Source organism: Sorangium sp. So ce1335, assembly GCF_051521615.1.
GTDB lineage: Bacteria > Myxococcota_A > Polyangia > Polyangiales > Polyangiaceae > Sorangium.
In genome coordinates, this window is sequence record NZ_CP150363.1 from 1,063,836 (window position 1) to 1,089,610 (window position 25,775).

Here is a 25,775-nt window from a genome sequence, read left to right on the forward strand (position 1 = left end):
AAGAGATCGATATGGCCTTCCAGCAAAGCGCCCCCGAGGCGGCGACGGCGATCCCGATCAAGCTCGATCCCGTCTCCCTGATCCTCCACGCTTCCGGTCCCGTCTTCGTGGTCGTCTGGCTGCTGATCTTCGCGGCCATCCTCGTGTGGGTGATCGCCGTCCTCAAGTTCCTCCAGCTCGCGCGGCTCGCCTCGCAGCAGGCGCGGTTCGAGCAGGAGTCGGCCCATGCCCACTCGCCCGACCAGCTCTTCGCGCTCGCGCAGCGGCACGCCGACGCGCCGGGCGCCCGCGTCGTGCTGGAGCTCAGCCGCCGCGTCGGGAGCGGCAAGCTGCTCGAATCCATCGCGAAGCGCGCGATCGTGACCGAGACGCAGCGGGCGAGCTCGCTCATGCCGACGCTCTCGTCGATCGCGGCGGCGTCGCCGTTCATCGGCCTCTTCGGCACCGTCTACGGGATCATGGACGCGTTCCTCCGCATCGGTCAGCAGAAGAGCGCGTCGCTGCCCGTCGTCGCCCCGGCCATCGGCGAGGCGCTCATCGCGACCGCGATCGGCCTGTTCGCCGCGATCCCCGCGGTCATCGCCTACAACGCGATCAACAAGCGCATCGACGACCTGCTCGCCGCGCTCGAGGCCGCGAGCGAGGGCTGGGTCGAGATCGCGTCGCTGTCCGCCGTCGCGCGGGGAATGCAGGAGTCGATCCCGCTGGCGCTCCAGCGGTCGACGAGCGACCGGCCCACGCCGGTGATCACGAAGGGCTGAGGGGCGGGGGCGATCATGGGCATGTCCGTCGGAGGAGGGCGCAGGCGGCGGGGCGGCGGCTTCAGCGACATCAACGTCACGCCGCTCGTGGACGTGATGCTCGTGCTCCTCGTCGTGTTCATGGTGACCGCCCCGCTGCTCACGGCCGGGCTCCGGGTCGAGCTGCCCAACGTCTCCGCCGAGGAGGCGCCGACGAAGGACACGAAGCTGGTCGTGACCGTCACGAAGGAGGAGAAGATCCTCTTCGGCGAGGACGACGCGACAGCGGACATCGAGGGGGTGCTCGCCTCGAACGCGCGCGTGCAGAAGGAGAAGGAGCTCTACATCCGCGCCGACAAGGACGCCCGTTACGGCGCCGTGGCGCGGGTCGTCGCCGCCGCCCGGGCCGCCGGGGTCGAGGGGCTGAACCTCCTCGTCCAGCCGGAGCTCGAGCCGGAGGGCGCGCCGGCGCAGCCCGGCGGGGCGGCGCCGGCGCCCGCCAAGGGCGCGGCGCGGCCGGGGGCGGCGGCGCGGCCGGGCGGAGCGACGCCGTGAGCACGGCCGCGGCGCGCGCGCCCGGACCGAGGTCGCCGTCGGGGCAGCGCCGGCCGAGGAGCGACTTCCGCCCGCGGGACATCGCGATCGCTGTCGCTGTCGCGGTCGCCGTGCAGGCGGGCGCCGCCGTCGCGATCAGCCTGGCCGACCTCTCGGCGACCGCGGCGGCGCCCGAGATCGACAAGGGGCCGAGCGTCCCGGTGAAGGTCATCCCGGTGCTCGACATGGACACGCCGCTGCTCAAGCTGGGCGGCAAGCGCGACCGGATGAAGCTGCCGGACCGGTGGGTGCGCCAGACGCCCAAGCCGCGGGTCGAGCAGAAGGCGTTCGTGTCGCCGGACGCGGGCAAGACCGAGAAGGACATCCCGCCCCCGGAGGTCAAGGTCGCCGACGCGGGCACCGCGCCGCCGCCGCCCGACGCCGAGGTCGCCAAGCAGGTCGACATCGAGCTCGATCCGAAGACGGACGCGGGCGAGGCCCCCAACGTCGACCAGGAGGGGCATGCGGACGGCGTGAAGGAGGGCACGGAGACCGATCCCCTGAAGGCGCGCGCGGTGGACCTGTACCTGGCCCGCATCGCGGGCTGGTTCTCGAGCAGGTTCCGCGTGAGCGGCTCGGGCCTGCCGCCGGAGGAGCTCACGAAGCACCGGCCGCGCGCGGTCATCGTCCTGTCGGACGGGCAGATGGTGAGCTACACGCTGACGCCGAGCGGGAATCCCGTGTTCGACGCGGCCGCGCAGGCGACGCTCGAGGGGGCGAAGGGGCAGGCTCTGCCGCCGCCGCCGGAGAACTATCCCGATCTCGGGCAGAAGCAGGTGAGCGTCACGTTCGTCTGTAGGGAGAACACATGCGACTAGCTCGATACGCCCTCGGCGCCCTGGCGCTCGCCGCCGCCGCGCTCGCTGCCCCCTCTGTTCCCGCGCAGGCGCCGGCCGCCGCGCAGGCGCCGGCCTCCACGGCGCCCCCCAACCCCGACGAGCTGCTCGGGCACATCACGGTCGTCGCCGGCGCGTCGCGCCCGCTCCCGAAGATCGGCGTCCTGCCGTCGCTCGTCTCCGATCCCGAGGACGTCACCCTCCACAGCGTGGTCCGGCGCGACCTCGAGCTGTGCGGCGAGTTCGAGGTGCTGCCCGACAGCGCCGCGCCGGACGGCCTCTACCTCTCCGACAGCCCGGTGGACGTGAAGGCGTGGTCCGCGAAGGGGGTCGAGGCGGTCGTGAGCGTGCGCGGCAAGAAGATCGGCCCCGACAAGGCCGAGCTCGTCGGCCAGGCGTTCCTCGTGAACCGCGGGCAGGCCCCTGTGTTCGACAAGAAGTTCATCGTGCCCCTGCGCGACGTGCGCTTCGAGTCGCACCGGGTGGCCGACCAGCTCATCGGCGCCCTCACCGGCCAGAACGGCGGCTTCGCCAGCCACATGACGTTCGCCTCGGGCTCCGGCTCGCTGCGCCGCGTCTTCACCATCGACGCCGACGGCCACGACGCCAGGGCCGTCTCGCCGCCCGATCAGACCGCCATCGCCCCGGCCTTCGGGAAGAACGAGCAGCTCCACTGGGCGGGGAGCGTGAAGGGCGACGAGTACAAGATCTTCACGCCCGGGGGCGGGCCGATCCCGCTGCCCGTGAAGGGCTCTGTCTACGGCATCGCGTTCTCGAAGGACCGGTCCCAGGTGGCGCTGAGCATCGGGGTGGGGTCGACGATCAAGCTGTTTTCCGGTCCCGACTTCCAGAGCGTCAAGCCGGCCTCGGACGTGGGGATGGCGCTCCACCCCGCGTTCACGCCGACCGGCAAGCTCGCCTTCTCCGGCGAGGGCAGGTACGGCCAGCGCATCTACGTTGGCGGCAAGGCGATCTCGCCGGAGGGGCTCTTCGCGTCGTCGCCCACGTTCTGCAACCATCCCGACGGGGTGAAGGCGATCTACGCGGTGGGCGTCGGAAAGAACACCGACCTCGTCGTTTCGGGCGAGACGGGCGGCGGCCTCGGCCGGCTGACCCAGAACCAGGGCAGGAACGGATACCCGGCCTGCAGCCCCGACGGGCGGCTTGTGGCGTTTTTCTCCACCCGCACATCCGGGGAGGGGCCAGGTCTCTACATCATGCGCGTCGACGGGCAGCGCCCGAAGCGGATCTCCAACCTGCTCGGCGACTCGCTGCGTTGGGACCCGCTGCCGCCCGGCAAGGCCGTCGAGGCGAAGAACTGACCCGACCGGCGGCGCTGTCCGGGGCCGCCATCCCGCCCCGTGGAGCCCGCCGCAGCTGCGCAGCCGAGGCGCACGGAGGGCCGTCGCTGCACGCCGCAGCACGGCGTCCAGCACGCTCGGTCCATCGAGCGCTCCTGTTCTCCAGACACACGGTGCGCGCCGCGGCGGCGGGAGCCGAGGCGTGGACATCCGGCGCGCGCTGCGTCGGTGAGCGCGCGCACCGCCGGAGTTCCAGCGGTCGTCTTCCCCGGCTTCCCGCAGCAACTTCTTCTGCCCGGACACGTCTTCAGGGTGGGCAGTTCCTGCGCGCTCGTGAGGGGCGCTCCGGCGCGCGAGGCGGCGCGATGCCGCGACCCCGTTTCCCGCTTCTTTGGCCCGCTGTGTTGGTCGCGGTTAGCCTCCGGACTGCTCACGGGCGAGTTGGCTGGAAAGTTGCACCAAGCCGCCCCGGTCAGCGAGCGAGAGAAGAATGGAGAAGAGCATGGTGTCGAGCCGCATCTGGACCGCCCTTGCGATCGTGGGAGCTTGCTGCGTCGGTGGCTGCAGCTCGGCAGCGGCGGTCCAGGAAGCCAGGATCAGCGAGCAGGGGGGGTTCCAGGACCCGGAGCTCCGGCTCGCCTCGGCGGAGGACGGGGGCTATTGCGGCGCGGAGGTGCTGCGCTGGCAGTACGACGAGGCCGCGGCGACGCTCCGGTTCGCGGATGCCCGCCTCATGCTCGACTGCTGCGGCAAGCGCTCGATCCACGTCGAGAGGATCGACAGCCTCTACGAGATCACCGAGCGGGACGAGCCGGACGGCGCCGGGGGGCGCTGCCATGAGCAGTGCGCGTTCGACCTGTCCGTCGGCGTACAGGACGTCCCGCGGGGCGAGGTGTACGTGAAGCTGCTGCGCGACGTCGTCGATCAGCAGGGTGGCCCGGCCGTGATCTGGAGTGGCTCCCTCGACCTGGATGTGGCCGCGGGCGCGGTGGTCCTCGACGACTCCCCGGCGGATGCGGGCTGCCACGAGCAGGGCTCCCCGCGCCGCCGCCCCACGACCGTCGCCGCGCGGTGACAACGTCTCCCGCGTCCCTCGTCGCGACCTGAATCGAGCACGGCCTGCTCCTCCGGCGGCGCTCGCGGCGGCTGAGCGGGTGCCGCCGCCCGGGTGGGATGAGAGAGCAGGGCAGTCGACCATGACGTTCACGGTCGGATAGCCGAGCGCACTCTACCACGAGTGCCTGGACAGTCAGAATCGCAACGAGTACAACTCACGTGAATGTGCGTGCGGCTGCTCCGGGGTGCGGTACGCGCGCGGCCCATGCGTTTGCTGGCCTGAGGCTGTGTCCGAGGCACCGCCCGCGGAGGGCGCTCTGGACGCTCTTATTAAAGAGCCCTGGTTTTCTGTTTTGGGCGTATTTTGATAGTCGGGCGGGACAGCAAGGAAGTCTGGGCCATGAGGTACGTGGGGGTCTGTAGCGCGCTTGCAACGGTGGGGTCGCTTCTTCTTCTCGGCGCGTGCCTGGAGGCCGAGCCCACGCAGGTGGGGGTCGTGAGCGAGGCCGGCGGGTTCGTCGATCCGGAGCGCAGGCTCGCCGTCGAGGGGGACGAGAGCTACTGCAGCAACGAGGTGCTGCGCTGGCGCTACGACCGGTCGAGCGGCGCCCTGACGATCGCGGACAGCCGGCTGCTCCTCAACTGTTGCGGCCAGCGCGCGATGCGCGTCGAGCGGCTCGACAACATCTACGAGATCACCGAGCGGGACGAGCCCGACGCGGCGAACCCGCGGTGCGACGCGGTCTGTACGTTCGACTTCACGGTGGCGATCCCGGAGGTCGCCCCGGGCAAGGTGTACGTGCGGTTGCTGCGCGACGTTGTCGACGCGCAGGGCAGCGCGGAGCTCATCTGGCACGGGGAGATCGACGTGCGGAGGTCGGTCGGCCAGGTGGTGCTCGATCGCGACGCCGCCCCGAGCGACGCCTGCAGCGGATCGTCCCGGTAGCGCGCCGCCGCTCCCGCGGTGGGAGCGGCCCGGAGCGCGGGCACCGCGGCGCCGCGCCCCCTCAGTCGATCAGCGTGCGGGCGGGGCGGCCGGGCTCGCACTTCACGAGCGTCGCGGTCAGCTCGAGCGTCTCGGGGAGCGTGCCCTGCACCTGCGCGACGACCTGCTCGACCACGTGCTGCGCCTCGTCCAGGTTGGGCCCCACGATCGAGACGACGAACGTGAGCGGGCCGGTGCGCCCGGCCGCGGCCGGCGTCAGGCTCAGCAGCAGCGTCTGCGTCAGGTCGACGACCTGGAGCGCTGCCTTGCGCAGCGCGAGCATCTCGAGGATCGTCGGGCGCAGGCTCACGAGGCCGTTCTGGCCGCGGAGCTCGAAGCGCGCGATCTGCATCGGCACCTCGGCCCACTCGGCGAAGAAGCCGTCCTCGTCGATGGCCTTCATCAGGTGCTCGCGCACGAGCAGCCCCGTGAGGCCGTCACGCCGCGCGAGATAGCGCTTCGCCTTGTCGTGGTGCGGGGAGTCCGGTCCGAACGTGACCACCATGAGGCGGCACTCGCCGAGCTGCACCTCGGCCCCGTGGAGCAGCGACACCTGCGCCTTGCGCTCGAAGGGGAAGTCCGCGTACGTGCCGTTCGTGCTGTTCAGGTCCTCGACGAGCCAGGAGCCCGTCTGCCACCGGAGCAGCGCGTGCGACCCGGAAACGGTCGCCTCGGCCAGGACGAGATCCTGATCGCTGCGGCGGCCGATCGAGAGCACCGGCTTCTGCAGCGGGAACAGCGTCGCGACGCTGTCGGGCGCGTTCGTGGCGTACGTGACGAGCAGCGACTGCGCGCCGGGCGTGAACTGCGTCTTGATGGCCCGCCCGGGCGCGGGGCCGGGGTCGATGCGCTCGCGCGGGAGCTGGATCGGCGCGGTCGTCGTCTGCGTCGGGTTGAAGAACCGCATGTGCCGCGCCTGGGGGCGCATCTGCGGATCCGGGTTCAGCGCGCGGAAGATCTGCCTGATCTCGTCGTTGGTCAGCGCGGCAGGCACGTCGAAGGTGATCTGCTGCTTCATCGTCTTGAGCCGCGGCTTGTAGCCGGGCTCGGGGACGCGGCAGGTCCACATCTCCCAGAGCGTCAGCGCCGCGGCGTAGACGTCGTCCTCGGGGCTCGCGCCGCCGTTGCGCAGGCGCTCCGGTGACATGTAGTGCGGCGTGCCGCCGTCCGGCGGCGCCCCCGGCTTGCGCACGGCCGCGCGCGCGCGCTCCTTCGCGAAGCCGAAGTCCAGGATGACCGCGCGGTCGTCGGCGACCATCACGTTGCCGGGCTTCAGATCGCCGTGGACGAGCCCCTGCTGGTGGATGGCGGCGAGCCCCGCGCAGACGTCGGTCGAGATCTTCCGGAACTCGTCGGCGCTGAACCCGCCGGCCGCCTTGCGCTTGCGGATGTGGTTGTGGAGCGTCTGGCCGGGGATGTACTCCATCACGAGGATGGGCCCCCACGGGCTCGGCGCGAGGTCGTGCACGCGGCAGACGTTCGGGTGGCGAGCCTTCTGCGCGAGGATCACCTCCTGCCGCAGGGCCTCGTCGTCGCCCGGCATGGCGGAGGCCTCGGGCACCACCTTGAGCGCCACCTGCTGCTGGGTGAGGCGATCGAAGGCCAAGAACACCTCGCCCATGCCGCCTTTACCGATGCTCTTCAGGACCTCGTACCGGTCGTTGATGACCGTTCCGACGTCGATGGGAGGGAGGGGATCTTTGGTCACGGCCACGGGCGCACGAAGGGTGAGGAAGAGCTCCGCGCCGGCGCCGGAGCTGACGCGTCGGCACGCCGATACGGACTGCGCGCAGGGTCGTCCATTCGAGCGCCGGGTGCAACGAGTCGTTGCACGGGCGCTGCGACTGGCGCGTCCGGCGCGCCTCGGCGGCGCCGCGCGGGCGGCGTGGGGAGGCCCGGGCGGCGCGGGCGCCGCGGGGCCGCGCAGCCCGGCGGGCGCCGCGGGGCCGCAGGGCGCGGTACTCCACAGGGGCGCGGGGCCCGCGGCGGCGTGTTCAGGAGAACGGCCGCACCGTGTGGGCGTGGTTCAGCGGGCCGTGGCCGTGGCCGAGCCCGGGGGCGGCGAGGATCGCCTCGCGGAGGTAGCGGCGCGCGCGCGCGATCGCCGGGACGAGGGCGAGGCCCTGGGCGAGGCCGGCCGCGATGGCCGAGGCGAGCGTGCAACCCGTACCGTGGGTCGCGCGCGTCTCGATGCGCGCGTCCTCGAACAGGCGCTCGCCCCCGGCGGCCCCGGAGGCGCCAGGCTCCGGCGCGATCTGGAGGACGTCGACGACGATCGCCCCCGGGAGGTGGCCTCCCTTGAGCAGCACGGCGCGCGGGCCCATGGAGAGGAGCAGCGCGGCGGCGCGGCGCATCGCCTCCACGCTGTCGATGACCGTGCCGGTCAGCACCTCGGCCTCGGGGATGTTCGGCGTGAGCAGCGCGGCGAGCGGCAGCAGCCGGCCGCGCAGGGCGCCCTCCGCCTCGGGCTCCAGCAGCCGCGCTCCCCCCTTGGCGACCATCACGGGGTCGACGACGAGCGGCGCGCCGCGGCCGAGGCGCTCGTAGACGCGCGCGACCTCGTCGATGACCTCGGCCGAGTGGAGCATGCCGGTCTTGATCGCGTCCGCGCCGATGTCGTCGAGCACGAGCTCCATCTGGCGGCCGATGAAGCCGGGCGGCACCGGGAACACGGCGGCGACGCCGCGGGTGTTCTGGGCGGTGAGCGCGGTGATCGCCGTCGCGCCGTACGCGTCGAGCGCGGTGACCGCCTTGAGATCCGCCTGGATGCCGGCGCCGCCGCCCGAGTCGGAGCCGGCGACGATGAGCACGCGACCCTTCATGGAGCCCCTGGGCCGCCGGCGGTCGCCGGCGGCGTGTCGATGACGATCATGCGCCGCCCGTCGTCAGTAGTGCTTGTCGAGGACCGCGGGATCGGTGGTCGACGCGAACACGGTGTCGCAGCGCCGGCACCGGTACTTCACCCTGGTGGGCCGGGCCGAGATCCCGAAGGCGAGCTGGATGTAGCCGAGGAAGCGATACTCCGCCTCGGCGCTCACCATGTAGTGATCGCGGTCGTGTCCGCAGGGACACTGGACCCGCTCCGTCGTGGTGCGATTGCGGTAGGGCATGGAAGAGGCGCTCGGCTCCATGAGTGCTCGACGGGTAGTGTAGGGAGTTCACGGCGCACGTCGAGGTGCGCGCGCCGTGAGGCCGAGCGGGCGGCGTGAGCAGGGGCCGGCGCGCCGGAGGCGCTCCTCTCGTAGATGCGGCGGACGGCGGCGGGACCTTCGCTTTGCGCGCCGCCGCGGACCGGATAGGAAAGGCCGCCATGCGCCCCGCACTCCTCGCCGAGCGCCTGGTGAAGCGGTACGGCGATTTCACGGCCGTGGACGGGATCGACCTCGCCGTGCACCCCGGGGAGGTCGTCGGGTTGCTCGGGCCGAACGGCGCGGGCAAGACGACGACGCTGCGGATGCTCGCCGGCATCCTGTCGCCGACCGCGGGGCGCGTCCTCATCGGCGGCGTCGACCTCGCGGAGAGGCCGCTCGAGGCGAAGCAGCGCATCGGCTTCCTCTCGGGCGACACGCAGCTCTACCAGCGGCTCACCCCGCGCGAGGTGCTCCGCTACTTCGGCAGGCTGTACGGCATGGACGAGGCCGCGCTGTCGCGCCGCATCGACGCGCTCGTGGCCGACCTCGAGATGGACGCGTTCGCCTCGCGGCCGTGCAGCACGCTGTCCGCGGGGCAGAAGCAGCGCGCGAACATCGCGCGCGCGTTCCTCCACGAGCCCGAGGTGCTCATCCTCGACGAGCCGACGACCGCGCTCGACGTCCTCAGCGGCCGCTTCATCGTCGAGTCGATCCGGCGCGAGCGCGCCGCGGGAAGGGCCGTCCTCTTCTCGACGCACATCATGGGCGAGGCCGAGTACCTCTGCGACCGCATCGCCCTCCTGCACGAGGGGCGCATCGCGGACACCGGGACGCTGCCAGAGCTGCTCGCGCGCACGGCCACAACGAACCTCACGGACGCGTTCCTCCACCACGCGGCGCGGAGCCGCCCGCGCGAGGCCGGCGAGACGGCGGGGCGCGCCGGCGCGCCGCGCGGGGGAGGCGAGGCGCCGTGAGGCTCGCGATCGTATGGACCATCCTGCGCAAGGAGCTCGTCGAGTCGCTCCGGGACAGGCGCACGCTCGTGCGCCTCCTCGTCATCCCGGTCGTGCTCTATCCGCTGTTCGCGCTCGGGATGAGCAAGCTCATCGGCTCCGAGGCGGCGGCGCGCGAGGCGCGCTCGTCGAGGATCGCGGTGTGGGGAGAGCTCGCCGAGGATCTGCGCAGGCGGCTGGAATCGGCGGGCAAGATCGAGCTCGCGCCGTGGGACGGCGCGCCCGCCGACGTGCGCGAGGGGCTCCTGTCGGGGGCGCTCGCGCCGCCGCCGGGCCCGGAGGCCGCGGCGGAGCCGGAACCGGAGCGGAGCGAGGACGAGGGGGAGGGGGAGCGGCCGCGGTGGGTCGAGCCGGAGAACCCGGTGCTCGCCGCGGCGCGCGCCGCGGTGAGCGAGCGCAAGGTCGACGCGGTGCTCGTCCCGTGGCCCACGCTGCGGGACGAGCTCTCGCGCGGCGGGAAGGGCGCCGTCGCGATCTACTTCGACTCGGTCCGCGCCGACTCGGCCATGGCGGAGGCGCGCCTCGAGGGCGCGCTGCGGCGCGCGCGCAGGGCGATCGTGGCGGATCGCGAGGCGGCGCGCGGTCTGCCCGAGGGGTTCTCGATCGCCTACGACATCGCGCCGCGCGACGTCGCGGCGGACAGCCGCAAGGTCGGCCAGATCCTCGGCTCGATGATGCCGATGATGCTGATCCTGATGTCGCTCCTCGGCAGCTTCCTGCCGGCGATCGATCTCACGGCCGGCGAGAAGGAGCGCGGCACGATGCAGACGCTGCTGTGCGCGCCGGTGCGATCGATCGAGATCATCTCGGGCAAGTTCCTCGCCGTGTGGGTCATCTCCCTGCTCACGGCGCTCGGCAACGTGGTGAGCCTGTCGCTGACGGTGAGCCGGATGCTGCCGGACGTGATGGTCGTCGATCCGTGGATCTTCGCGCTGACGTTCGTGCTGCTCGTGCCCGTCACGCTGCTGTTCTCGGCGCTGTTCCTGGCGCTCGCCGTGTTCGCGAAGGACTTCAAGGACGGCCAGAACGCGCTGATGCCGGCGTACCTGCCGCTCTCGCTGCTCGCCGGCGTCACGGCCCTGCCGGTCGTCGAGCTCAACCCGTGGACGGCCTACGCGCCGGTCCTCAACATCGCGGTGCTGATCAAGGCGCTGTTCCTCGGGGAGGCGCCGGTCGATCTGCTCTTCGCGGCGCTCATCTCGTCGGCGCTCTACGCCTGCCTCGCGCTCCTCTTCGCAGCGCGCGTCTTCGCGCGAGAGAGCGTCCTGCTCGGGGGCCATGAGCCGGCGCGCGCCGTGCTCGGCCTCGCGCGCCGCGCGGGCGGGACGCCGACGGTCGGCTTCTCGCTCGCGGCGTTCGCGGGCGTCCAGGTGCTCTTCTTCTACGGAAGCCTGCTCATCGAGCGCGCCAGCGTGGCGGTCCAGCTCGCGGTCTCGCAGGTCGGCTTCTTCCTCCTGCCGACGATCGCGCTCGTCACCGGCTTCGGCCTCGCGCCGCGGGCGACGCTCGGCCTCCGGCCGCCGTCGGTCCGGGGCCTCGCCGGGGCGCTGCTCCTCGGGGCGTCGGCGTGGATCGCGATCGGCGGCACGCTCCTCCGGTGGTTCCCCCCGCCGGAGCGCTTCGCCCGCGAGCTCGGCGACCTCGTGCTGCTCGGGGGGCAGCCGTACCCCGTCGTGCTGCTGCTCGTCGCCGTGACGCCGGCCGTCTGCGAGGAGCTGCTGTTCCGCGGCCTCGTCTACGCGGGGCTGCGCCGCGCCGGGCCCGCGGCGGCGATCGGCGTGGCGGCGCTGCTCTTCGGGCTCGCCCACGGCTCGGTGTACCGGCTCCTGCCGACGTTCTCGCTCGGGCTCGCCCTCGGCTACGCGCGCCACCGCACCGGCTCGGTATTCGCTGGCATGCTCCTCCACGCCGTGAACAACGGGCTCGCCGTGTCGTTGCTCTATTTCAAGCCGTCGTGGACGCAGGGCGTCATGGAGGGAGAGATGCCGTGGAGCCTCACGGCGGGTGCGGCCGTCGTGAGCCTCGCCGGCCTGCTCCTGCTGCGGGGGACGCGGGCGCCGGACGAGTCGGTCGCAGCGGCGCGCGACGGAGGCAGCGCAGGCGGCGGCGCGACGGCGGTCTGACGCGGACAGCGGCCTGACACGGGCGAACGGTGGTGCGCTGTGAGCGGGCACCCGCGGGCGGGGAGATCGCTTGTCTTGCGCGATTCACCCCCTGAGGTACGGAATCGGTGTGCACGCACGCCTGCTTCCGGGTCTCGCCGCGGCGGCGATGATCTCGGCGCTCTCCTGCTCTCATGGAAGCCCCACGCTCTCCGAGCTCGGCGGGGCCGCGCTGATCGCGCCGCCCGCGCCGACCCTGCCGGTCGCGGCGCCCGCCCTCGCCGGCGGGGCGCCGTCCGCCCCGGCGCCGGCGCCCGCCCTCGCGGCGTCGCCGGCCGCCGGGGGAGAGCCCGCGACGCCGCCGGCCGCGTCGCCCGGGTGGGCCGGCGCCTGGGTCGAGCACCTCGCCGACGCGACAGGCCTCCGCGAGCGGCCGCCGCGCGCGCAGCGCCAGTGGAACCACATCGCCGCGGCCGCGGGCGCGGACTGCCGCGACGCGCTGAAGAGCACCGGCGCGAAGTTCCGGCCCATGCAAGACACCCAGAAGCCCAACAAGAAGGGGTGCGGCATCCCGCACGGCGTGCTGCTGACGCGCGGTCCGACTGGCATCGCGTACTCGCCCCCGCTCCAGATCGACTGCTCGCTCGCCCTCCGGCTCGTCGATATCGAGCGCGTCATCCAGGAAGAGGCGGAAGCGCACCTGGGCTCGCCGATCGCCCGCATCAGCACGCTGGGGAGCTACGCCTGCCGGGAAGTTGTCGGCAGGATGCGCCGGTGGAGCGAGGGCCTGAGCGAGCACTCGTTCGGCAATGCCTTCGATATCGCGCGCTTCACCCCGAAGCGGGGCCGCGCGATCAGCGTGCTGCGCGATTACGTGCTCCACGGCGACGAGCCGAGCACCCGGGAGGGGCATTTCCTTCGGGGCGTGACCCGGCGGCTGCGCGCCGACGGGGCCGCGTCGCGCGTCCTTGGGCCGGACTTCGACGCGAGCCACCGGGACCACCTGCACGTCGATTGCGGGACGCCGCGCTGGTACTAGCCGTCCGTCGGCTACCTGTCGCGCAGCTCGAAGGTCTTCACGTCGTACGGCGCGATCTCCACGGCGTGGACCGGGGTCTTTCCGCCCCGCTCGACGAGGTGCCCCGAGGCCGCGACCGGCTTGACCGAGATCGGCTCATCCGCCTGGCTCACGAGGAACACGAAGCGGCGGCCGTCGCGGTGGCGCAGGGTGTCGACCGCGACGCGCGGGTCGTCGACGGTCACCGGCCGCCGCACGCCCGCGAGCGCGGCGAGCGCGTCGTAGAGCCGGTAGGTCGGCTCCGGGTTGACCCGCGGGGTCGCCGCGGCGAAGTGCTCGACCGGGTAGGTGCAGAGCACGATGCTGCCGCTGCCGACCTGGCGGCGCAGCAGCGCCGGCCGGCCGCGCTGGTCGACCGCGACGACCTCCGCGCCCCTGGGCCGCACCGGCAGGTAAGCGCGGCTGTGCTCGGTGCCGGCCACCGGGAAGGTGAGCGTTGTGCCCTCCGCGATCGTGCCGAACGGGCGCTGGAACGTGAGCTTCGCCTGCGCCTCCTCGACCGGGTCGACCATCCCGTAGCGGAGCTGGTGCTCGACGCCGAACATCGCGTTGAGGTGCGCGTACCACGGCCCGCGCTGCGAGCCGTGCGTCCCGTGGCAATACGACGCGTAGACGACGGCGCCCTGGGAGGCGAGCCGCTCCAGGAGATGCCAGGTCGGCGCGGTGAGCTGCTTTGTCGACGGCAGGAGATACAGCCGGCAGTCCTCCGCGATCCCGTCCCGCTCCCGGGTGAGCCCGAGCGGCACATCCGCCTCCTTCGCCGCGATGTAGGCCTGTCGCAGCATGGTGAACAGGTAGCTGCGGTCCTCGGCCTCCGTGAAGGGAAACGCGCCCTCCAGGTACGACGGGACGATCAGCGCCGCGTCGGCCGGCTCGCGCTCGCAGCCGAGGACATCGATGTCGGCGAGCAGCCTGGCGAAGCGGGCCATCTCCACGAGCTGCGGCTTGGGGCGGCCCTCGGTGGTCGTCAGCCCGAAATGGAGCTCGAAGGGGTGATGCCGGTAAGGGTCCTGGTGGATGAGGTCGAAGTCGGTGTTGTTCCAGCCGATCCAGCCGGTGGCGCCGGCCAGCAGCGTGTTGTGGAGGACCTGCCGGTAATAGTGCGCGGCGTTCTCGTCGGACACGAAGTCCGAGGACACCCCGAACTCCTCCAGCACGACCGGCTTGCCAAGGAAGCCCGTGAGCTCGCAGATGAACGCGGCGCCGTAGTGCTGGCGGACCATGTCGTTTTCCATCCGGTACACGTGCGGTCCGAGGAAATCGACGAGCGCGCCGAGGTCGCGGACGGAGAACCCGTTGTCGTTGCCCGTGACCTCGAGGCCCCACGCGCCGTCGCCGATCGAGATCGGCTGGCTCGCCCCGCCCGCCCGCAGCCCCTGCACGAGCAGACTCGCCCAGCTCGTGACCGTCTCGCGCACGGACCGCTCGCGCTCACCGTAGATGGGCATCTCGTTCGAGATGAGCCACCCCGCCACCGCCGGGTGGCCCGCGAAGCGCCGCGCCATCTGCTCGGCGAACCACGCCTGCCGGGCGACCATCCACACGTCCCCGTAGAGGTCGCGCCCGCGCCGCCAGGCGGGGTCCCAGTTCTCGCCGGACATGTGGCCGACGAGGAGCGTCGGGATCGTCGTCAGCCCCGCCTCGACGTGCGCCTCGAGGAAGTCGCCGTAGCGCGCGGCGCAGTCCTCGTCCACCCGGTCCGGCTCGGGCATGAAGTGCGGCCAGTAGAAGAACGACCGGGTCATGGTGAGCCCGTGGTCGGCGAGCACCCGGAGCTCCTCGCGTACGAGGGCCGGATCGTAGCTCTGCCACATCAGCGGTCCGCCGCGCCTCGACCAGAAATTGGCCCCGAGCCAGGCGACCGCCTGATTGCGGACAGCGACTTTGGCGAAATTGCGGTGCATGCTCCCTCTCGTGCTGATGTTCGCGGCTCCTGCGGCGCGGGGCGGAGCAGAGCACTTAATCGGTTCAGTGTCCATGCCTTCGAGGGGCCGCGCCGCCCCGCGGGGGAGCGCCGGTCAGGGGCGCGCGGGCGGCGCGGTGCTGCCGCGCGTCGCGAGGGTCGGCGCGCTGCACTCGGCGTCCTCGATCGCCTCGCCGGCGACGAGGCGGAGGAGCAGCGCGGCGGCGCGGGAGCCGTGCTCGGCGATGTTGCGGCGCACCGCGGTCAGGGCGGGGTGGACGAGCTGGCACAGCGCCGAGTCGTCCCAGGCCACGATCGAGAGCCGCTCGGGCACGGGGACGCGCATCTCGTGCGCGACCGCGAGCGCGGCCACGGCCATCACGTCGTTGTCGTACACGATGGCCGTCGGCGGCGCGGCCTCGGCGAGCAGCCGGCGCGTGGCCTGGCCCCCCGCCTCGCCGGTGTAGTCGGCGTGGACCGTCACCGCCCTGTCGAGGCGCCTGTGGCGGGCAGCGGCGTTGAACGCCCTCGTGCGGATCGCCGTGTGCAGGAACTCCGCGGGGCCGGCGACCCGGGCGATCGACCGGTGGCCGAGCGCGGCGAGGTAGTCGACGACCGCCTTCATGGCGCTCGCGTCGTCGCTCCACACGCCCGCGAGGTCGCCCTTGCCCGCCGGCCCGCCGACCACCACGGCCGGGAGCTTCAGCTCCTCGATCAGCTTCACGCGCGGATCGCCCTCGCGCAGGTCGACGAGGATCACGCCGTCGACCCGCCGCTCGGCCCACCAGCGGCGGTAGGTCTCCAGCTCGGCCTCGCGGTCCTCCGTCACCTTGAGCAGCAGCGCCTCCGCCTTCTCGGCGAGCTCCGCCTCGATGCCGGAGATGAGCTGCATGAAGAACGGCTCGATACCGAGCGTGTGCGCGGGCCGATCGACGACCAGGCCGACCGCGCCGGCGCGCCCGTCGGAGAGCGCCCGCGCCGCGTTGCTCGGCTGCCAGCCCATCTCGGCCGCGATGGCGAGGATCCGCTCGCGCGTCGGCTCCGACACGCCGGGCCTGCCGTTGAGCGCATAGGACACCGCTCCCTTGGATACCCCCGCTCGCCACGCGATGTCCGTGATCGTCGGCCGCTTCACGCCTCACCTCCGCTGCCCGGCGGCGGAACGAGCCCGCCGGGTGAACCGGCTCCATCGCCCGGCCTCGGTTGGATAGCACGACGGCCGCGAGGGGAGCCTCCGCTCGCGCAGGCTCCGGGCGCGGCAGGGGCCCGGCGCGCCCGGCGCAGCCGCTCCCACATACCGTCCCGGCGCCGGCGCGGCCGGCGAGGCCGCGCCGGCCGCGCGAGATCCCGGCCGGCGCGCCGGGATCTCCAGCCCATGGCCGACTGGATCGCCGGCAACGGCGCCTCCGCCATCGTCCCGTGCGCCCGATCCATCTCCGGCCGCTCGCTGTCTCCGGGGCGACGTCGTCGGTGCCCAGGGCGATCACGATCGCGTCGGGGACGAACCGGGAGGCGCCCGCAAGCTGAAACGGTTAAGTTCTGGTCGAGATTCGCGGTCTCGCGCTGCTCACGTCACTTCGAGGAGCTCGCGCTCGGTGATGCCGAGCAGGAAGAGGATGGCGTCGAGGCCGCTTGCGGAGAGGGAGGTGTCTGCCGCTTCGCGGAGCTTGGGTTTCGCGCGGAACGCGACCCCGAGCCCCGCCCGCTGGAGCATCAGGAGGTCGTTGGCGCCGTCGCCCACGGCGATGGTCTGGTCGAGGAGCACGCCCTCTGCCTGGGCGATCGTCTCGAGCAGCTCCGCCTTGCGCTGCGCGTTGACGATGGATCCTGTGACCCGCCCGGTCAGCTTGCCGCCTTCGACCTCGAGAGCGTTGGAGTAGGCGTAGTCGATCCCGAGCCGCGCCTTCAGGGCCTCTGCCGCGATCGAGAACCCGCCCGAGATCACCGCGGTCCGGTAGCCGAGCCGCTTCAGCACGCGGATGAGCGTCTCGGCGCCCTCGGTGATGGGGAGCTCCGCGGCGAGCTTCCGGAGCACGCCGACGTCGAGGCCGCGGAGCAGCGCGAGCCGCTGACGGAGCGATTCGTCGTAATCCATCTCCCCCTGCATGGCCCGCTCGGTGATCTTCGCGACCTGCTCCACGACGCCCTTGGCCCGCGCGAGCTCGTCGATCACCTCGATGCGGATGAGGGTCGAGTCCATGTCCATGACGACGAGCCGCTTGCTCCGGCGGAAGAGCCCTTCGCGTTGCAGGGCGAGATCGAAGCTGTTCTGCATCGCGAGCGCCAGGAGGGCGCGCTTGAGCGCGTCGGCCTCGTCCTCGCGCCGGAGCAGCACCTGGATCTCGACCGAGGAGAGCCGCTCGACCGACAGCCGCGCTATCTTCTCGATGTTCGCGTCGTGCGCCGCGAGGGTCGCGGCGACGTCGTGGAGCTGCTTCGCCCCGAGCTCCCGCCCGATCGCCGTCACCACGTACCGGCTCCCGAGCGCGCGCGCCGGCGCTCCCCCGTCGAGCGGCTTGAAGTCGAGCGTCACGCCGAGCTCCTTCGCGGCGAACAAGAGCTCCTTCAGCCCGCTGCGCGTCTCCGGGAAGAGCACGAGCAGCGCGAGGTTCAGGTTGCCGTGCACCACCACCTGCTCGATGTCGAGCAGCGTGGCGTCGATGTCGCTCAGGATGCCGGTGATCCGGGCGGTGATGCCAGGGTGGTCCCTGCCCGTGACGGTGACGAGGATAGGATCGGAGGGTACGGCCATCGCGCAGGCCCCTTAACAGGCCCGTGCCCCCGGGTCGACGCCCGCCGCTACCGGTACCGCCCGCGCCCCGCCGCCGCCCGCCCGCCGCCGCTCTTGCCCCCCGCCGCCGCCCGTCCGCCGCCGCCCTTGGCGCCCGCCGCCGCTCGCCCGCCGCCGCCGCCCTTGGCCGCCGCCGCGCCCGTCGCCCCGCGCCGGCTCGCCGCCCGCCCGGAGCGCGCCGGCTTCTCCTCGGCGATCTCGCCCGCCGCGCCCGCCTCGCCTTCGCCCTGCTGCGCCTTGAGCTGCCGCAGCTGGTCGCGCAGCCGCGCCGCCTTCTCGAACTCGAGGTTCTCCGCCGCCGCGAACATCTCCTGCCGGATCGCGTCGATCTGGTCGACGAGGTCCATCGCCGCGCGCGCCGCCTCCGCCGCCGGCTTCGCCGGCCCCTTCGGCACGGCGTAGTAGTCGCGCGTGCCCGACGTCGGCGACAGGTCGAGGATCGCCTTCTTCACCGTCGCCGGCGTGATGCCGTGCTCCTTGTTGTACGCCTCCTGGATCGCGCGCCGCCGGTTCGTCTCGTCCATCGCGCGCTTCATCGCGTCGGTGATGCGATCGGCGTACATCACGACCTCGCCGTTCACGTTGCGGGCGGCGCGGCCGATCGTCTGGATCAGCGAGCGCGGGCTCCGGAGAAAGCCCTCCTTGTCGGCGTCGAGGATCGCGACGAGCGACACCTCGGGCAGATCGAGCCCCTCGCGCAGCAGGTTGATGCCGACGAGCACGTCGAACTCGCCGCGCCGGAGGTCGCGGAGGATCTCCACGCGCTGGAGCGTGTCGACGTCCGAGTGGAGGTAGCGGACGCGGATGCCGAGCTCCGTGTAGTACTCGGTCAGATCCTCGGCCATCCGCTTCGTCAGCGTCGTGACGAGCACGCGATCTCCCCGGGCCACCCGCTCCCGGATGCGCGCGAGCAGGTCGTCGACCTGCCCGGCCACCGGCCGGATGTGGATCTGCGGATCGATGAGCCCCGTCGGCCGGATGATCTGCTCGACGACCGCGCCGGCCGTCTTCTGCACCTCGTAGTCGCCGGGCGTCGCGCTCACGAACAGCACCTGCGCGTAGTGCTGCTCGAACTCCTCGAACTTCAGCGGCCGGTTGTCGAGCGCGCTGGGGAGCCGGAAGCCGTACTCGACGAGCGTCTCCTTCCGCGCCCTGTCGCCCCGGAACATCGCCCCGACCTGGGGGATCGTCTGGTGCGACTCGTCGATGATCATCAGGAAATCTTTGGGGAAATAGTCGATCAGCGTCGGCGGGGGCTCGCCGGGCTTCCGGCCCGAGAGGTGGCGCGAGTAGTTCTCGATGCCGTTGCAGAACCCCATCTGCTCCAGCATCTCGAGGTCGTACATCGTGCGCTGCTCGATGCGCTGCTTCTCGAGGAAGCGGACGGCCTTGTCGTAGAAGTCGATGCGCTCGCGCAGCTCCTCGCGGATCGCCTGGATCGCGAGCCGGAGCTGCTGCTGCTCGGTGACGTAGTGGGAGCCGGGGAAGACGGCGTAGCGGTCGAGCTGGCCCACCACCTTGCCGCGGACCGGGTCGACCTCCTTGATCGCCTCGATCTCGTCGCCGAAGAACTCGACCCGGATCGCCAGAGACTCCTCGTAGGCGGGGAAGATCTCGACGACGTCGCCGCGGACGCGGAACGTGCCGCGGTGGAAGTCGACGTCGTTGCGCGTGTACTGGATGTCGACGAGCCGCCGCAGGAGCTCGTCGCGGCGGATCTCGGTGCCGCGCTCGAGCTTGATCAAGAGGCCGTGGTAGCTCTCGGCCGAGCCGATGCCGTAGATACAGCTCACCGAGGCGACGATGATCACGTCCGGGCGCGAGAGCAGCGCGTGCGTCGCCGCGTGGCGCATGCGGTCGATCGCGTCGTTGATGATCGCGTCCTTCTCGATGTACGTGTCGCTCGTCGGGACGTACGCCTCGGGCTGGTAGTAATCGTAGTAGCTGACGAAGTAGTGGACGGCGTTGTTGGGGAAGAGCTCCCGCATCTCGCCGTAGAGCTGGGCCGCCAGCGTCTTGTTCGGCGCCATGATGAGGGTCGGCTTCTGCAGCTTCTCGATCACCTTGGCGGCGGTGAACGTCTTGCCGCTGCCCGTGACGCCGAGGAGGACCTGGAAGGTCTCGCCCTGCTCGAAAGCGGAGCAGATCTCCTGGAGCGCGCGAGGCTGGTCACCGCACGGCTTGAATTCGGAGACGAGCTCGAAGTGTGTGGGCATGGAGCGGAGGACCCTAGTGCGCCCAGGGCCTCCTCGCAACCTCCCGCCGCCCCGTCCCGGCCGGCGAGGCCGGAGCGCGGGCGCCGGGGGCCACCCCGCCGGGGCCGCCTTTCCCGGGGCCGGCGCGGGCCCCGTGTCGGACAGGCGCGGCGGCGCTTGACGGCGGCGCGGGAGTGGCGGATTCTAGGCGACGCCGCGTCGTTGTGACGCACGCCGAACGGAGGTCAGGTCATGAGTGGCAACTCCCAGCACACACATCACCCCGCCGCCGCCGTCGTGTCCGCCGCGGTTCGCTGAAGCTCGTCTCCACGCCGTCGCCGGCGCGCGCGTGCCCCCACCGGGGCGCGCTCGCCGCGCGCCGTGGCGCACCCCGCAGGGCATCCGCCCTGGCCGGGCGCGCCCTCCTGGCGTGACGTCCTGATCGGTCGACGAGCTCCTGCGCCGCGGCGGCCCCGCGCGTGATTGGCCGGCGCGGGCGCGCTCGCGCGCCGCCGCGCCCCTGTCCGTCGACTGCCGCGCGCCGCATGCCAGCGCGCGGCCGAACGCCATGGAGCGCTCGTCCCGTCATGTCCATCAACTCCGACTCTCACGTTGATCCGTCGTCGCACCACGAACCGCAGCCGGGCCTGATCGGGCTCGGATGGACTCCCTTCTTCGCGAGGCAGCTCGCCAGTCTGGAGGAGGCCGTGCAGCCCGCGCGCGTCCTCCTCGCCTCTGCCGCGCGGCACCACGTCCAGACCGCGGAGGGCGCGCGCGTCGCGGTCGTCAGCGGCCGCCTCGCGCACGAGGCCGCGGACCGCGCGGCGCTCCCCACCGTGGGCGACTGGGTGGGGCTCAGGCCCGACGACGGCGCCGGGCCTGCGTACATCGTGCACACGTTCGCGCGGAGCACCTGCCTGCGCCGCAAGGCCGCGGGGCCGGCGGTGGAGGCTCAGGTCATCGCGGCCAACGTCGACAAGGTGTTCATCGTCACGTCGTTGAACGCCGACTTCAACCTGCGCCGCCTGGAGCGGTACATCGAGGCGATCCTCGACAGCGGCGCGCGCCCCGTGCTCGTGCTCAACAGGGCGGATGTCTGCCCCGACCCGGGTCGGTTCATCGACGCGGCGCGGGAGGTCGCCCCCGCGGCGCCGATCGCGCTCGTCAGCGCCCTGTCCGGCGCGGGCCTCGACGCGCTCCGCGCCGAGATCGGGGAAGGGGAGACGGTCGCGCTCGTCGGCTCGTCCGGCGTGGGGAAGTCCGCGCTGAGCAATCGCCTGCTCGGCGCCGAGATCCAGCGCGAGGGGGCGATCCGCGCGTCGGACGAGCGTGGCCGCCACACGACGGCCCACCGGGAGCTCTTCCCGCTCCCCGGCGGCGGCCTCCTCATCGACACGCCGGGCGTGCGGGAGCTCGGCCTCTGGTCCGCGGACGGCGCGGCCCCGGCGGGCTTCGACGACGTCGAGGCCCTCGCCGGGGCGTGCCGCTTCCGCGACTGCGCGCACGACGGCGAGCCCGGGTGCGCGGTGATCGGCGCCGTCGAGGCCGGCGAGCTCGACCCCGCTCGCCTGGGCGCCTACCGCAAGCTCGGGGCGGAGCGGCGTCACGTCGCCATGCAGCAGGACGCGCGCGCCCGGAGCGAGGAGAAGCGGCGCTGGAAGCAGATCTCGAAGCAGATGCGCGGCAACCCGAAGCGGTAGCGCCCCCGAAGCGGTAGCGCCCCCCGTCCGGACCAGCGGCCACGGGGGCGCGCATCGGGGCGCTCCGGCTCCTCAAGCGTCGCCGGGGCGCCCCGACCCCCCTTCACCGCGGTATCTCCCCTGTTCCCATGGAGAGCCAGCGAGAGGGGGTGCTGCGCGCGGGGCCGGCGGGGGAAGGGCCCCACGAATCCGAGCGCCGGCCCGCATCGAAGCGAGTCGCTCCTGGTTCTCCTTCACCCGTTCAGCGGGCAATAGCCACCACGAGGCGCGAGTTCGTGGGAAGGGCCCCCCGCCGGCCCCGCGCGCAGCACCCCCTCTCGCTGGCTCCGTCGCCCCCTGGACGAGCGTCGCGGCGGGAGCCCCCCTCTCGCCGGCTCCGTCGCCCCCTGAACGAGCGTCGCGGCGGGAGCCCCCCTCTCGCCGGCTCCGTCGCCCCCGGATCAGATCCCGTATTGCCGGAGCTTCTTGTGGAGCCCCTCGCGCGTGATCCCGAGCGCCTTCGCCGCGTTCGTCTTGTTGTTGTTGTGCCCCCGCAGCGCCTCTAGGAGGAAGAACTTCTCGACGGCGTCCATCATCTCCTTGAGCGACCCCTTCGGCGTCCCCGCCCGCGCCACGAGCCCCTCGACCTGCCGGATCCTCGGCGACAGCAGCTCCGGCGTCGCGAACGACCCCGGATCGAGCTGGATGACGATCCGCTGCACCTCGTTCTGGAGCTCCCGGACGTTGCCCGGCCAGTCGTACGCCACCATGAGCTCCATCGCCTGCTGGCTGAACCCACCGCACGGCTTGCCGATCTCGTCCGCGTACCGCTCCAGGAAGTGCCCCGCGAGCAGCGGGATGTCGTCGCGCCGCTCGCGCAGCGGCGGCAGGCGGATCGGGAACACCTTGAGCCGGTAGTAGAGGTCCTCGCGGAACCGCCCCCGGGCCACCTCGTCCTCGAGGTTCCGGTTCGTCGCCGCCACGATCCGCACGTTGACGTGCTTCGGGCTCGTCGCGCCCACGGGGCGGATCTCGCCCTCCTGGAGCGCCCGCAGGAGCTTTGACTGGAGCGACAGCGGCGTCTCGGTGATCTCGTCGAGGAAGAGCGTCCCCCCGTCCGCGATCTCGAACAGGCCCTTCTTCTCCTCGGTCGCGCCCGTGAACGACCCCTTCTTGTGGCCGAACAGCTCGCTCTCCAGCAGGCTCTCGGCCAGCGCCGCGCAGTTCTGCGCGACGAAGAGCTTGTCGCGGCGGCGCGAGCGGTAGTGAACGGCGGCGGCGATGAGCTCCTTGCCCGTGCCCGTCTCGCCCTCGATCAGCACCGTGACGCGCGTGTCGACCACCTTGTCGAGCTGCGCGATCACCCGGCGCATCGCCTCGCTCTTGCCGATGATGTCGACAGCGCCCCCGCCCCGGCGCTTCTCCTCGCGCCCCTTCAGGAAGCTGTTCTCCTTCTGGAGCCGCTCCTCCGCGAGCACGAGCCGCTTGATGAGCCGCGCGTTCGCCACCGCGAGCGACGCGTTGGCCGCCAGCACGAGCAGCGTCTCCAGGTCGTTCGCGTTCAGCATCCCGGGCGCGCTCCGGTTGTCGGCCTGGAGCACGCCGATGATCTCCTCGCCCTTCCAGAGCGGCACGGCGAGCGTGCTGCGGATCGAGGCGCCCATCAGCGACTCGGTCTGCCCCACCTCGATGGGCGCGTCGGCCGCGAGCACCGCCGCCCGCTCCTTGATCACCTTGCGGTAGACGCTGCGCGTGATCGGCACCGGCCCCGTCGGCGGCGCCCCGCGGCCGGACTCGGAGCGGACGCGCGTCAGCACCGGGACGAACGCCGCGGGCGCGGCGCCCGGCTCCTGGTCGTCGTCGCGGAGCACCACCGTGACGTGCGTCGAGCTCGGCACCAGCGCGAGCACCGCGTCGGCGATCTCCGCGAGCACCTGGTCGAGGTCGTTCGCGGCGCCGATGCGCTTCTGCGCCGCGTACATCGCCGACAGGGCGCTCGGGTCGCGCTCGATCTTCGCCTGGGCGGGCTCGATCTCGTCGAGGCGCCGGATCGAGACGACCCGCGCGTCGTCGGCCTCCTCGGGGATCGTCACGACCATCCGCGTGACAGCGTCGCCCGAGCCGAGCTCGATGACGTCCCCCGTCTGGAGCGCGACCGCGCTGCGCCCCGGGCCGAGCTCGATGCGCTCGCCCCGCCGCGTCACGCTCGTCCCGTTCGTCGAGCGCAGGTCCTCGAGGATCACCCCCTCGGCGCTGCTCACGATGCGCGCGTGTGCCCCGGAGACGTGGCGGTCGTCCAGCACGACCCGGTTGTCCGGCGAGCGCCCGAGCGTGATCAGCTCGCCCTGGAGCTCGAAGGTGCGCCCGGCAGCCAGACCCTGGGTTACCTCGAGCACGATCATGGTTCGTTCAGCCAGGGGACCCGTGAAGAGGGCCCGGAGTAAACCGTCAAGACGGTGGGGATGCCAGGAAAAACCGGGGAGCCCACCCCCCCGGCGAAACAGCGGGTCCGGGCAGCACGGATCGTGTGGTGCTGCAAAAATCGCGGGTTGCTGGACGAAGCGCCCCGTCCCGGGGGCCGGCCGCCAGGACGGGCGCGCGGCGCCGCGGCGGTTACTGGGCGCGGGCGTTCAGGCGGTAGATGACCGTCTTGAAGGGCGCGTTGCCGGAGATCTTCTCGGCGTCCCTCGAGGCCTCGCCCTCGTCCACGATCTTCTGGAGCTTCGTCGCGACCTCGGTGTCGCCCTTCGGCGAGAGGGCGTCGATGACCGACACCGACACGAAGCGCACGGCCGCGTTCGAGACCTTCGGCATGGCGTCGATGATCTGCTGCCGGACGTCCGGGGAGCCGAGGACGCCGACCATGTAGGCGGCCTTGATGCCCTGGAACTGCGTCTCCTTCGCCTGCGAGGCCGGATCGCCGAGCTTGCCGATGTAACACTCGACCTTGGCGCCGCAGTCCTTGAGGACGTCCTTGGCGAGCTTGATCTCCTTCTCCATCGACTTGCCGACCGTGCCGCCGCCGCTCGTGCGGGTGTTCGCGAGCCGGTCGACGTCGGCGATCTGCTCGGGCTTCATCAGCTTGAGCGCCGCCTGGAGCGACATGTCGCGGATCTGCGCCACGTCGTCCTCCTCGCCGCGCGCCTCGACGGCCGTCTTCACGAGCCACGGGACCATGCTCGCGTCGAAGAAGTTGCTCGACGCGTCCGCGAGCATCACGCGCGCGTTGATGCCCGCCGGCGGGATCGCGAGCGACGCGGGCGTCTTCTCGTAGGCCGCCTGGAAGGCCGCCATCGTCTCCGGCGTCTTGGGCACCTTGGTGAGCTCGCGGGCGATGATGGCGCGCGGCACGTCCTCGGCCTTCTCGAGCGCGGCGAGCAGCGGCTTCACCGACTCCTCGCGGCCGATCGTCGCGAGGACGAGCGCGGCGGCCGCGACGTGGGCGGTCTCGGCGGCCTTCTTCGCCTCGGGGCTCGGCTTGTCGCCGGCGCCCTTCAGGTTCTCGACCTTCGAGTACTCGATGAGCTCCTTCTGCTCGCCCTGGAGCAGCGCGATCGCCGGCTGGATGGCGGGCTTGCCGATCTTCGTGAGGGCGAGGATGGCGGTCGTCGCGGCGTCCGCCTTGACCGGCGAGAGCACCATCTTGAGCAGCGGCACGACCGCCTTCTCGCTCTTCTGCCAGCCGAGGAGCTCCGCCGCGGTGATCTGCCAGAACAGCTCGTTCCGCATCGTGGCGACGTCCTTGGGATCGTTGATCGGGCGCTCGACCATGGTGATGAGCTGCCCCTCCCAGGACGGGTCGTTGATCTCGACCATCGCGTCGTGCACGTCGCGCGAGATCGTCGAGCCCTTCGGCTTGCCGTGCTGGAGCTTGACGAAGACCTCCATGAGCGGGCCGGCGGCGGCCTTCGACTTCATGGCCCCGAGGCCGCGCACGGCCCAGCGGACGTCCTCCTCGGTCGACTCGGCCTTGTAGTCCTTGAGGGCCTTGATGAGGCACGCCTCGCCGCGCGGGTCCCGCGTGTCGGAGATGAACTTGATGAGCTTGGAGCGCGTGCGCTCGTCGAGGTCGCCGTTCACGCACTTCTGCGTCATCGGCTCGATGATCTTGTCGAGGAGCGGCTTGACCGTGGGCCCGGTCCGGTCCTTGTTATCGCGCGTCATCGCGTCCTCGAAGAACTGGACGAGCCGGTTGACCGAGGGGGTGAGCGTCGCCGGGTCGTCGAGCCGCTTGACGTGCGTCTCGGGGTCGTTCTCGTCGGCGCACCCGGCGACGATGCCTGCGGAGAGCGCCATCGACGACGCGGTGGCGGCCCCCAGGAGGAGCGAGCGGACGAGCGGCAGGATGCTGCGTGCTGAGCGGGACATTGT

The 25,775-nt window shown here is 72.2% G+C and carries 19 protein-coding genes; 10 read left to right on the forward strand and 9 right to left on the reverse strand.

Translation table 11 applies throughout. From position 1 onward, the window contains the following. Positions 1 to 11 precede the first annotated feature (11 nt). The 6 genes from WMF24_RS03830 (at position 12) to WMF24_RS03855 (ending at position 5,473) form a co-directional block, all read left to right on the forward strand. Positions 12 to 761, forward strand: coding sequence for a MotA/TolQ/ExbB proton channel family protein (locus WMF24_RS03830; RefSeq protein ID WP_437734976.1), 750 nt, complete (start codon positions 12 to 14; stop codon positions 759 to 761). 15 nt (positions 762 to 776) lie between these two features. After that, the gene (locus WMF24_RS03835) at positions 777 to 1,295 is read left to right on the forward strand and encodes a biopolymer transporter ExbD (RefSeq protein WP_437734977.1); all 519 of its coding nucleotides are present in this window, start codon (positions 777 to 779) and stop codon (positions 1,293 to 1,295) included. Continuing rightward, entirely contained in the window at positions 1,292 to 2,152 is an 861-nt protein-coding gene (locus tag WMF24_RS03840) for a TonB C-terminal domain-containing protein (protein ID WP_437734978.1), read from the forward strand. The genes WMF24_RS03835 and WMF24_RS03840 overlap by 4 nt, the downstream gene beginning before the upstream one ends. After that, a complete protein-coding gene (locus WMF24_RS03845) occupies positions 2,143 to 3,492 on the forward strand; it encodes a tolB protein (protein WP_437734979.1) in 1,350 nt (449 codons plus the stop codon). The genes WMF24_RS03840 and WMF24_RS03845 overlap by 10 nt, the downstream gene beginning before the upstream one ends. Before the next feature lie 481 nt (positions 3,493 to 3,973). Beyond that, a complete protein-coding gene (locus WMF24_RS03850) occupies positions 3,974 to 4,546 on the forward strand; it encodes a hypothetical protein (protein WP_437734980.1) in 573 nt (190 codons plus the stop codon). A 417-nt stretch (positions 4,547 to 4,963) separates the two neighbouring features. Beyond that, complete coding sequence (locus tag WMF24_RS03855) at positions 4,964 to 5,473, forward strand: hypothetical protein (protein ID WP_437734981.1); 510 nt, start codon at positions 4,964 to 4,966, stop codon at positions 5,471 to 5,473. A 61-nt stretch (positions 5,474 to 5,534) separates the two neighbouring features. On the opposite strand, the gene WMF24_RS03860 is transcribed toward WMF24_RS03855, so the two are convergent. The 3 genes from WMF24_RS03860 to WMF24_RS03870 form a co-directional block, all read right to left on the reverse strand. Further along, complete coding sequence (locus WMF24_RS03860) at positions 5,535 to 7,220, reverse strand: protein kinase domain-containing protein (protein WP_437636449.1); 1,686 nt, start codon at positions 7,218 to 7,220, stop codon at positions 5,535 to 5,537. A 286-nt stretch (positions 7,221 to 7,506) separates the two neighbouring features. Beyond that, a complete protein-coding gene (thiD, locus tag WMF24_RS03865; protein WP_437734982.1) occupies positions 7,507 to 8,334 on the reverse strand; it encodes a bifunctional hydroxymethylpyrimidine kinase/phosphomethylpyrimidine kinase in 828 nt (275 codons plus the stop codon). Positions 8,335 to 8,397: 63 nt separating this feature from the next. Continuing rightward, complete coding sequence (locus WMF24_RS03870) at positions 8,398 to 8,622, reverse strand: hypothetical protein (protein ID WP_437734983.1); 225 nt, start codon at positions 8,620 to 8,622, stop codon at positions 8,398 to 8,400. 200 nt (positions 8,623 to 8,822) lie between these two features. On the opposite strand from WMF24_RS03870, the gene WMF24_RS03875 reads away from it, so the two are divergent. The 3 genes from WMF24_RS03875 to WMF24_RS03885 all read left to right on the forward strand — a co-directional run bounded on the left by WMF24_RS03875 (position 8,823) and on the right by WMF24_RS03885 (position 12,797). Continuing rightward, positions 8,823 to 9,617 (forward strand): ABC transporter ATP-binding protein, encoded by a 795-nt coding sequence (locus WMF24_RS03875; RefSeq protein ID WP_437734984.1) that lies wholly within the window; start codon positions 8,823 to 8,825, stop codon positions 9,615 to 9,617. Then, positions 9,614 to 11,779 (forward strand): ABC transporter permease subunit/CPBP intramembrane protease, encoded by a 2,166-nt coding sequence (locus WMF24_RS03880; protein WP_437734985.1) that lies wholly within the window; start codon positions 9,614 to 9,616, stop codon positions 11,777 to 11,779. The genes WMF24_RS03875 and WMF24_RS03880 overlap by 4 nt, the downstream gene beginning before the upstream one ends. A 109-nt stretch (positions 11,780 to 11,888) precedes the next feature. Further along, complete coding sequence (locus tag WMF24_RS03885; protein ID WP_437734986.1) at positions 11,889 to 12,797, forward strand: extensin-like domain-containing protein; 909 nt, start codon at positions 11,889 to 11,891, stop codon at positions 12,795 to 12,797. Positions 12,798 to 12,808: 11 nt separating this feature from the next. Here WMF24_RS03885 and WMF24_RS03890 read toward each other — a convergent pair whose 3' ends face one another. The 4 genes from WMF24_RS03890 to uvrB form a co-directional block, all read right to left on the reverse strand. Next, positions 12,809 to 14,740, reverse strand: coding sequence for a glycoside hydrolase 5 family protein (locus tag WMF24_RS03890; protein ID WP_437734987.1), 1,932 nt, complete (start codon positions 14,738 to 14,740; stop codon positions 12,809 to 12,811). Positions 14,741 to 14,854: 114 nt separating this feature from the next. Then, entirely contained in the window at positions 14,855 to 15,874 is a 1,020-nt protein-coding gene (locus WMF24_RS03895; RefSeq protein WP_437734988.1) for a LacI family DNA-binding transcriptional regulator, read from the reverse strand. Positions 15,875 to 16,306: 432 nt separating this feature from the next. Further along, positions 16,307 to 17,491: a phosphoserine phosphatase SerB gene (serB, locus tag WMF24_RS03900; RefSeq protein WP_437734989.1), complete on the reverse strand. Its 1,185-nt coding sequence runs from the start codon at positions 17,489 to 17,491 to the stop codon at positions 16,307 to 16,309. Positions 17,492 to 17,538: 47 nt separating this feature from the next. Beyond that, positions 17,539 to 19,746: an excinuclease ABC subunit UvrB gene (uvrB, locus tag WMF24_RS03905; protein ID WP_437734990.1), complete on the reverse strand. Its 2,208-nt coding sequence runs from the start codon at positions 19,744 to 19,746 to the stop codon at positions 17,539 to 17,541. A 566-nt stretch (positions 19,747 to 20,312) separates the two neighbouring features. On the opposite strand from uvrB, the gene rsgA reads away from it, so the two are divergent. Further along, positions 20,313 to 21,425, forward strand: a complete 1,113-nt coding sequence (rsgA, locus tag WMF24_RS03910) for a ribosome small subunit-dependent GTPase A (RefSeq protein ID WP_437734991.1) — start codon at positions 20,313 to 20,315, stop codon at positions 21,423 to 21,425. A gap of 440 nt (positions 21,426 to 21,865) precedes the next feature. Here rsgA and WMF24_RS03915 read toward each other — a convergent pair whose 3' ends face one another. Both WMF24_RS03915 and WMF24_RS03920 read right to left on the reverse strand, forming a co-directional pair. Beyond that, positions 21,866 to 23,806, reverse strand: coding sequence for a sigma 54-interacting transcriptional regulator (locus WMF24_RS03915; RefSeq protein WP_437734992.1), 1,941 nt, complete (start codon positions 23,804 to 23,806; stop codon positions 21,866 to 21,868). Positions 23,807 to 24,017: 211 nt separating this feature from the next. Then, entirely contained in the window at positions 24,018 to 25,772 is a 1,755-nt protein-coding gene (locus tag WMF24_RS03920) for a hypothetical protein (RefSeq protein WP_437734993.1), read from the reverse strand. Between the last annotated feature and the right edge of the window lie 3 nt (positions 25,773 to 25,775).

Bases quoted from the DNA above. Each gene is read 5' to 3' on its own strand.
- WMF24_RS03830 (WP_437734976.1), top strand. From the start codon at position 12: ATGGCCTTCCAGCAAAGCGCCCCCGAGGCGGCGACGGCGATCCCGATC.
- WMF24_RS03835 (WP_437734977.1), top strand. From the start codon at position 777: ATGGGCATGTCCGTCGGAGGAGGGCGCAGGCGGCGGGGCGGCGGCTTC.
- WMF24_RS03845 (WP_437734979.1), top strand. From the start codon at position 2,143: ATGCGACTAGCTCGATACGCCCTCGGCGCCCTGGCGCTCGCCGCCGCC.
- WMF24_RS03850 (WP_437734980.1), top strand. From the start codon at position 3,974: ATGGTGTCGAGCCGCATCTGGACCGCCCTTGCGATCGTGGGAGCTTGC.
- thiD (WP_437734982.1), bottom strand. From the start codon at position 8,334: ATGAAGGGTCGCGTGCTCATCGTCGCCGGCTCCGACTCGGGCGGCGGC.
- WMF24_RS03870 (WP_437734983.1), bottom strand. From the start codon at position 8,622: ATGCCCTACCGCAATCGCACCACGACGGAGCGGGTCCAGTGTCCCTGC.
- WMF24_RS03875 (WP_437734984.1), top strand. From the start codon at position 8,823: ATGCGCCCCGCACTCCTCGCCGAGCGCCTGGTGAAGCGGTACGGCGAT.
- WMF24_RS03890 (WP_437734987.1), bottom strand. From the start codon at position 14,740: ATGCACCGCAATTTCGCCAAAGTCGCTGTCCGCAATCAGGCGGTCGCC.
- serB (WP_437734989.1), bottom strand. From the start codon at position 17,491: ATGGCCGTACCCTCCGATCCTATCCTCGTCACCGTCACGGGCAGGGAC.
- uvrB (WP_437734990.1), bottom strand. From the start codon at position 19,746: ATGCCCACACACTTCGAGCTCGTCTCCGAATTCAAGCCGTGCGGTGAC.
- rsgA (WP_437734991.1), top strand. From the start codon at position 20,313: ATGTCCATCAACTCCGACTCTCACGTTGATCCGTCGTCGCACCACGAA.
- WMF24_RS03915 (WP_437734992.1), bottom strand. From the start codon at position 23,806: ATGATCGTGCTCGAGGTAACCCAGGGTCTGGCTGCCGGGCGCACCTTC.
- WMF24_RS03920 (WP_437734993.1), bottom strand. From the start codon at position 25,772: ATGTCCCGCTCAGCACGCAGCATCCTGCCGCTCGTCCGCTCGCTCCTC.